At 38.6% G+C, this 8074-nt stretch carries 9 protein-coding genes; all 9 read left to right on the top strand.

Annotation, left to right across the window (positions count from 1 at the left end):
* A complete protein-coding gene (gene mgsA, locus ACI48O_RS05485) occupies positions 1–405 on the top strand; it encodes a methylglyoxal synthase (RefSeq protein WP_435560724.1) in 405 nt (134 codons plus the stop codon).
* Positions 375–1127, top strand: coding sequence for a bacillithiol biosynthesis deacetylase BshB1 (gene bshB1 / locus ACI48O_RS05490; RefSeq protein ID WP_435560725.1), 753 nt, complete (start codon positions 375–377; stop codon positions 1125–1127). Before mgsA ends, bshB1 begins: the two co-directional genes overlap by 31 nt.
* Positions 1124–2260: an N-acetyl-alpha-D-glucosaminyl L-malate synthase BshA gene (gene bshA / locus ACI48O_RS05495; protein WP_435560726.1), complete on the top strand. Its 1137-nt coding sequence runs from the start codon at positions 1124–1126 to the stop codon at positions 2258–2260. The genes bshB1 and bshA overlap by 4 nt, the downstream gene beginning before the upstream one ends.
* 2 nt (positions 2261–2262) lie before the next feature.
* Complete coding sequence (locus tag ACI48O_RS05500; protein WP_435560727.1) at positions 2263–3462, top strand: CCA tRNA nucleotidyltransferase; 1200 nt, start codon at positions 2263–2265, stop codon at positions 3460–3462.
* Positions 3447–4433, top strand: a complete 987-nt coding sequence (locus tag ACI48O_RS05505; protein WP_435560728.1) for a biotin--[acetyl-CoA-carboxylase] ligase — start codon at positions 3447–3449, stop codon at positions 4431–4433. Before ACI48O_RS05500 ends, ACI48O_RS05505 begins: the two co-directional genes overlap by 16 nt.
* Positions 4434–4661: 228 nt before the next feature.
* Positions 4662–5498, top strand: coding sequence for a 3-methyl-2-oxobutanoate hydroxymethyltransferase (gene panB, locus ACI48O_RS05510; RefSeq protein WP_435560729.1), 837 nt, complete (start codon positions 4662–4664; stop codon positions 5496–5498).
* The gene (panC, locus tag ACI48O_RS05515) at positions 5495–6349 is read left to right on the top strand and encodes a pantoate--beta-alanine ligase (RefSeq protein WP_435560730.1); all 855 of its coding nucleotides are present in this window, start codon (positions 5495–5497) and stop codon (positions 6347–6349) included. Before panB ends, panC begins: the two co-directional genes overlap by 4 nt.
* A 20-nt stretch (positions 6350–6369) precedes the next feature.
* Positions 6370–6753: an aspartate 1-decarboxylase gene (gene panD, locus ACI48O_RS05520; RefSeq protein ID WP_435560731.1), complete on the top strand. Its 384-nt coding sequence runs from the start codon at positions 6370–6372 to the stop codon at positions 6751–6753.
* Positions 6754–6920: 167 nt separating this feature from the next.
* Positions 6921–8074, top strand: a 1154-nt coding sequence (locus tag ACI48O_RS05525) for an exonuclease domain-containing protein (RefSeq protein ID WP_435560732.1), incomplete at its 3' end; no start/stop codon positions are given.

Genomic DNA, 8074 nt, shown 5'->3' on the forward strand with positions numbered 1-8074 from the left:
ATGAATATCGCACTAATTGCTCATGATAAAAAAAAGGACGATCTTGTCAGATTTGTTTTAGCCTATCAGGGAATATTTGAAAAGCATACATTGTTTGGGACAGGTACAACAGGAAGCAGGATAATGGAGGCTACCGGTCTAGAAGTGGAACGGTTTCAATCCGGCCCGCTTGGAGGAGATCAAGAAATTGGTGCAATGATTGCTAAAAACAAAATGGATATTGTTTTCTTTTTCAGAGATCCGCTAACAGCCCAGCCTCATGAACCGGATGTGACAGCTTTAGTGCGTCTTTGCGATGTTTACTCGGTTCCGTTAGCAACCAATATGGGAACAGCAGAAGTGCTTATTAAAGGGTTGGAACGGGGTGATATCGAATGGAGAAATATCCTCAATCAGAATCGTTAACGGAGAATTCAGAGATCGAATTAGATATCCTAGCCTTTGGGGCTCATGCAGATGATGTTGAAATTGGAATGGGAGGCACGATTGCTAAGTTTGCTTCCCAAGGGAAATCGATTGGAATATGTGACCTTACAAAAGCTGAGTTGTCATCAAATGGGACAGTGGAATTACGGGAGCGAGAAGCCTATCATGCTGCTGAAATTCTCGGAGTTAAGGTTCGTAAAACTCTCGATTTGCCCGATAGAGGTTTATTTTTAAATGAAGAAAATATAAAAAAAGTGGTTGAAGTGATTCGCATGTACAAGCCTAAAATTATTTTTGCCCCTTTTTTTGAGGATCGTCATCCGGATCATGGAAATTGTGCCCGCCTTGTTGAAGAGGCGGCTTTTTCTGCGGGAATCAGAAAATACGAATCTACTTGCACCTATCCGGCTCATCGTCCAAGAAGTTTGTATCTATATATGATTAATGGATTCCATAATCCTGATATTGTAGTCGATATCTCTTTATTTATTGAGAAAAAAAAGGCAGCTTTACAAGCATATAAAAGTCAATTCGTGAAAGACAAGGAAACAGTTGATACCCCGCTTGTGAATGGTTATATTGAAGCAGTTGAGGCGCGCGAAAGACTATTCGGTAAAGAAGTAGGCGTCCAATATGCAGAAGGCTTTAAATTGAGGAAACCGTTGCTTGTTCAATACGATTTGTTAGGGGATCATCAATGAAAAAATTGAAAATTGGCATTACCTGCTATCCCACCATCGGCGGATCAGGTGTTGTTGCTACGGAACTAGGTAAATTATTGGCGGAGAGAGGCCATGAAATTCATTTCATTTCCTCTAGTCTTCCGTTTCGTTTAAAGAAAATGTACCATAATATTTTCTATCATCAGGTAGAGGTTAACCAATACTCTGTGTTTCAATATCCACCATACGATATTGCATTAGCCAGCAAAATGGCTGAGGTAGCCAACATGGAAGAACTGGACCTTCTGCATGTACATTACGCCATTCCCCATGCGGTATGTGCGATATTAGCAAAGCAAATGAGCGGCCGTAATTTAAAAATTGTCACCACCTTACACGGTACAGATATTACGGTTTTAGGGAATGATCCTTCTTTATCAAATGCGATTCGTTTCGGAATTGAAAAATCAGATTATGTAACGGCAGTTTCGAATTCCTTGATCGTACAAACAAATGAATTACTTCAATCAAATAAATTGATTCATCCCGTTTATAATTTTATTGATAACCGCGTTTATCAAAAAAAGGATTGCCAATTATTACGAGAGGAATTAGAGATAGCAGATGATGAAAAAGTAATCATTCATGTATCCAATTTCCGTCCCGTAAAACGGCTACCAGATGTTGTGAAATCTTTTGCCATGATAGCAGAAAAAATTCCGGCTAAGCTCTTATTGGTAGGGGATGGCCCGGAGATGTCTGTTGTCAGCAGGCTTGTGTGTGATCTTGGTATAAGAAATAAAGTACTGTTTTTAGGTAAACAAGAAAATCTTGAAGAGCTTTATTCAATCAGCGATTTAATGCTACTCCTATCAGAGAAAGAAAGCTTCGGGCTCGTTGTATTGGAAGGGATGGCTTGTGGTGTACCTTGTATTGGTACAAACGTCGGCGGAATCCCGGAAGTGATTTCAGATGGAGAAACAGGGTTTATTTGTGAGTTAGGTGATATTGAAACGATCGCAGCTAAAGGGATAGAGCTTCTAAACGATGAGAAACTCCATCAGAGCTTCTCCGAAAAGGCGATTAGAATTGCGACAACAAAGTTCGGCGCTGAACAAATTGTGTCACAGTATGAGGATATTTATAAAAGTCTGTTAGAGAATGGTGAATAAAAGTGGACCAAATATTTAAAAGTGCAGTTCCAATCTTAGCAAAAATAGAGGAAGCTGGTTTTGAAGCATATTTTGTTGGAGGATCTGTTCGAGATTATCTTTTAAATCGAGCGATTTCCGATATTGATATAGCGACATCGGCAACTCCAAATGAAATAAAAGCGATCTTCCCTAATACAGTTGATATTGGAATCGAGCATGGAACCGTTTTGGTTCTTTATAAGGGAACGGGCTATGAAATTACCACTTTTCGTTCAGAGTCTGGATACAAGGATTACCGCAGACCAAATGAGGTTTATTTTATACGCTCATTAATCGAGGACCTTAAGCGCCGTGATTTTACAATGAATGCGATGGCAATGAACAAAAATGGTGAATTAATTGATCCATTTAATGGCCAAAAAGCGATTGCTGAGAAAACCATTGTTACAGTTGGAAATGCAGAGGAGCGATTTTCAGAGGATGCTTTAAGGATGATGCGGGCGCTTCGGTTTGTCAGCCAATTGAACTTTACCCTTGATCCTACATGTTACGAAGCCTTAACGATTATGGGATCTTTGCTTCAACATATTGCGGTTGAAAGAAAAACATCAGAATTTGAAAAATTATTAATGGGTCCTAATCGAATCGAAGCCATTCACCTTTTAAATAAAACCAATTTAGACCAATATCTGCCTAGTCTAAAAGTGAGCCAAATGAGCATCGCTGAACTACAGCAATATCCATGTTCAGATTTACATATTTCAGAAATGTGGGGATTGCTCATTTATGCATTAAGGATTGAACCACAGGAAGTTGAAAAGTTCTTAAGGAATTGGAAATTACCTGTTAAGCGAATTAGGGAAATACAAGCAATCAATCAGTGGATTCGTTATCGCTTGGCAAATGGATGGGATCATTTATCCTTATATGCGGCAGGTAAAGAGATTTTATTACAAGCTGAAAGAGTATTTAATGTCATTAATCATCAGGAACCAGATGAGTCAATCGATGAGTTGATTAAGCGATATGACACCCTTCCGATTCAATCACGGCGTGAGCTTGAAATATCAGGAACGGATTTAATGGAATTATTGGATCGGCCCTCAGGTGCTTGGATTAAGGAATGGATAGAATTGATTGAAAAAGAAATTCTTGAGGGAAGACTGTTAAATGAAAATACAAGGATAAGAGAGTGGGTGTTATTTTGCAGTCAGAAGTAAGAAAAAAGCTATTAGATGCGTTTACAGCGGCAAATGGTGACTATCTTTCAGGACAATATTTAGCAGATTTGATCGGATGCTCAAGGACGGCTGTTTGGAAGCATGTCGAGGATTTGAGAAAACATGGATTTGAATTAGAAGCAGTTCAGCGAAAAGGGTATCGCATTGTAAAAACACCGGAACAGATTTCGGCTGATGAAATCCGCCTGGGATTAAAAACCAAATTTTTAGGTCAGGTCATTCATTTTAAGGAAAGTGTTGATTCCACTCAAAAAATTGCTAAAACATTGTCTTATGAAAATGCTCCTGAAGGAACGGTTGTGATTGCTGAAGAGCAACTAACTGGTCGCGGACGTATGGATCGTATTTGGCATTCACCGAAATATACCGGTATTTGGATGAGTATGATCCTTCGCCCTAATATCCCGATTGCTCAGGCACCGCAATTAACTTTAATCACAGCAGTAGCGATTGTCCAAGCGATTGAAGAGGTTTCGAAGTTGTCACCACAAATAAAATGGCCAAATGATATTTTAATCAACGGCAAAAAAGTAACCGGGATCTTAACCGAGCTGCAAGCAGAAGCAGACCGAATTTTTGCCATCATAATCGGAGTAGGGATCAACGTAAATCAAAAGCTCGAAGATTATCCTGAGGAACTTCGGGAGATTGCTACCTCTCTTTCAATTGAACAGGGAGAAAAAATATCTCGTGCTAAATTAATAAGAGCGGTTTTCGCAAATTTTGAAAACCTGTATTTGCTTTACTTAGAAAAGGGATTTGAACCGATTAAATTATTATGGGAAAGCTATGCAATAAGTATTGGGAAAACTATTACCGCCAGAACGCTTACAGAAAATATTCGTGGAAAAGCGCTCGGGATTACCGAGGATGGGGTTTTGATGATTGAGGATGAGGCCGGAACCATTCATTATGTCTATTCCGCTGATATTGACCTCTCTGAAAATTAAGTTAATTATAGCCAAACATCCCATTTGTCTGGTATAATCTTTTTGGGCAGTATCTGAGTGAACTGCACCTTCTAAAATAATATTTTAATAATGGATTCTGCCTAGATCCGACAATGGACCAGGACAGAGGGATAAAACAAACAATAACCTTAACCAATAGAATCCTTCTGCCAAAGAGGGATTTTTTGTTTTGTCTCCTCTTCTACTTGATGAAACGGAGGAAAGATGATGAAGCAAACTACTGATTTTTTGAAAATGAAAGAAAACAACGAAAAAATAGTCATGCTTACAGCTTATGACTACCCTTCAGCAAAATTAGCAGAGCGATCCGGCGTAGATGTGATACTCGTTGGTGATTCGTTGGGCATGGTTGTACTTGGATATGATTCCACAGTGCCTGTTACAATGGAGGATATGATCCATCATACAAAAGCGGTTAAACGCGGTGCAAAAGATACCTTTATCGTGGTTGACATGCCATTTATGAGTTATCACTTATCTTTAAGAGATACACTTATTAATGGAGCCAGACTTATTCAAGAGACAGGTGCACATGCGGTCAAGCTAGAGGGTGGAGATGGTGTTTTTGAAAGTATTGCGGCGTTAACCAATGCCGGAATCCCAGTTGTATCTCATCTTGGTCTAACCCCGCAATCTGTAGGCGTTCTTGGTGGGTATAAGGTCCAAGGGAAAAATGCAAAAGCTGCACGAAAATTGATTGATGATGCATTAAGATGTCAAGAAGCAGGAGCCTTCATGCTTGTATTAGAATGTGTGCCTAAGCAATTAGCTGAAGAAATCCAGTCAATCTTAACCATCCCAACAATTGGAATAGGAGCTGGAATACATTGTGATGGACAAGTATTGGTTTATCATGATGTAATCAAATATGGAGTCGATCGTGCTCCGAAATTTGTAAAACAATATGTCGATAGTAATGAACTGATTTCCATGGGTTTAACCTCATATGTTAAAGAAGTAAAAGAAGGACAGTTTCCATCTGAGCAGCAAAGCTTTACCATGAAGGAAGAAGAATTAGTCGGCTTATATGGGGGAAAATCATGAAAATCTTTACAAATATAAAAGAACTACAAACAGATATTCTTCAATGTAAAAAAGAGTCAAAGTCAATTGGCTATGTTCCAACAATGGGATATTTGCATGAAGGTCATGCTTATTTAATGGACCAAGCCAGAAAAGAAAATGATATTGTAGTAGTCAGCATTTTCGTTAATCCATTACAATTTGGACCAAATGAAGATTTTGAATCGTATCCACGAGATTTCGAACGAGATCAGCTAGTCGCTCAAAATCATCACGTTGACTATATATTTTATCCAAGTGTTGATGAGATGTATCCAAATCAACCATCTGTTTCTGTATCGGTAGTGGACCGTACAGATGTACTATGCGGTAAGTCCCGGCCTGGTCATTTTGATGGTGTGGCAACGGTTTTAATAAAACTTTTCAATATTGTCATGCCGGATAAAGCGTATTTTGGAATGAAAGATGCCCAGCAGGTTGCCGTTGTCGATGGAGTGATCAATGATTTTAACTTTCCAATTGAATTGGTTCCTGTTGAAACGGTTAGGGAAGAGGATGGACTGGCCAAAAGTTCACGCAATGTTAATTTGCTTCCTGAGGAGAGAGTTCAGGCCCCGGCAATCTATCAGGGGTTGAAACTTGCTAAGGAAGCGATAGTGAATGGTGAAACAGATCCGAACAAAATCGTAAATATCGTTGAGTCTTATATAAATGATCAAACAAAGGGCACAATTGATTATATTGAAATCTATTCATATCCGGAACTAAGGGAAATGGATAAGTTAACCGGAAAAATAATCATTGCTGTCGCGGTTAAATTTAACAACGTCCGATTAATCGATAATCTAATTATTCAATTAAAGAACGAATAGGTTCTAACAGGGGGAAAATTATGTTTCGTACAATGATGAATGCAAAAATCCATCGAGCTCGAGTCACTGAAGCCAATTTAAATTATGTTGGCAGCATCACAATTGATGAGGAAATTCTTGATGCAGTTGGTATGGTTCCAAATGAAAAGGTACAAATTGTAAATAACAATAATGGTGCAAGGTTCGAAACCTATATTATTCCCGGAAAGAGAGGCAGTGGTGTTGTTTGTTTAAACGGTGCAGCAGCTCGCCTTGTTCATGAAGGGGATGTTGTCATTATTATTTCTTATGCATTGGTTTCAGAAGAGAAAATTCATAGCCATAAGCCTAGAGTGGCAATCATGAACGAGTATAATCAAATCGTGGACATGATTGCAGCTGAGCCTGAAGCAACAGTTATGTAACCTCCAATTTTGGGGGTTTTTTTTATTTCAGCGCACCATTCGTATAATGATGCAATGATTGTGGAAGAAAAGTAATGAATGTCCTTAGGTGATCTAAACAACTAATGATAGTTTTTTTTCCGTAATTATGATACCGTTTGTTTGAATGAAGGTAAGAGGTGTATTACATGAACAATAAATATGTTGTGATTGATTTAGAGACAACTGGTAATTCTCCCAAAAGAGGAGATAAAATAATTCAATTTGCAGCGGTTGTCATTGAAAACGGTAAAATTACGAAACAATTTAATTCATTAGTGAATCCTCAACAAAAAATTCCTGTTTTTATTGAGGAATTAACTGGTTTAAATGATGATATGGTTCATGATGCTCCGTTATTCTCGGAAATTGCAGAAAAAGTGGCAAGCCTTCTTGAAGATGCCTATTTTGTAGCTCATAATGTCCTATTTGATTTGTCGTTTTTACAAGATGAATTAATTGAATCAGGGATGAATGGCTTTTACGGGCCCGTCCTAGATACAGTTGAATTAGCGCGCATCCTATTTCCGACTGCTGATAGTTATAAACTTTCAGATTTAGCCCTTCAGGAGGGCCTTGAACATGACCGGCCTCACCAAGCGGACAGTGACGCCTTTGTTACAGCACAATTATTCATTAATTTTTTAAACCGACTTGAAGAGCTTCCCGAAAAAACTCTAAAACAGCTCGCTAAGCTTTCAGGAGGATTAAAAAGCGATATTCAGATGCTCCTTGAAGATTTGCTTGAGCATAAACAACAGAGGGTTGAAATCATAAAGCCTGAGCTTGAAATCTACCGTGGATTAGCCATAAAAAAAAGCCAGAGCCTTGATGATGATAAGAAACAAAATACGGCCAACTATCCTTTTTCAGAGGCAGAAAAAGAGAGTTTGATGAAAAATGCTTTTCCTGTCTATGAAAAGCGGCAAGGTCAATTTTTAATGATGGATTCGATTTATCATTCTTTTCAGAGTGGGCAGCATGCGCTAATTGAAGCGGGAACAGGTGTTGGGAAATCGTTAGCATATTTAATTCCTGGAGCAATTTTTGCCAAACAAACAGGCCAATCAGTGGTAATCAGTACATATACAACCCAGTTGCAACAACAGTTAATGGAGAAGGATATCCCGTTGCTTAAAAAAATGCTGCCTTTTCCAATCAAAACGTGCCTTTTAAAAGGAAGAGGGCACTATATCAGTCTGGCCAAATTTGAACAATCACTCGTAGAAGAAGATGATAATTATGATACGACATTAACGAAAATGCAAATTCTTATTTGGTTAACTGAAACCCAAACGGGTGA

The organism is Neobacillus terrisolis, assembly GCF_051233475.1.
GTDB lineage: Bacteria > Bacillota > Bacilli > Bacillales > Cytobacillaceae > Bacillus_BU.

Bases quoted from the DNA above. Each gene is read 5' to 3' on its own strand.
- panD (WP_435560731.1), top strand. From the start codon at position 6,370: ATGTTTCGTACAATGATGAATGCAAAAATCCATCGAGCTCGAGTCACT.
- bshB1 (WP_435560725.1), top strand. From the start codon at position 375: ATGGAGAAATATCCTCAATCAGAATCGTTAACGGAGAATTCAGAGATC.
- panC (WP_435560730.1), top strand. From the start codon at position 5,495: ATGAAAATCTTTACAAATATAAAAGAACTACAAACAGATATTCTTCAA.
- bshA (WP_435560726.1), top strand. From the start codon at position 1,124: ATGAAAAAATTGAAAATTGGCATTACCTGCTATCCCACCATCGGCGGA.
- panB (WP_435560729.1), top strand. From the start codon at position 4,662: ATGAAGCAAACTACTGATTTTTTGAAAATGAAAGAAAACAACGAAAAA.
- mgsA (WP_435560724.1), top strand. From the start codon at position 1: ATGAATATCGCACTAATTGCTCATGATAAAAAAAAGGACGATCTTGTC.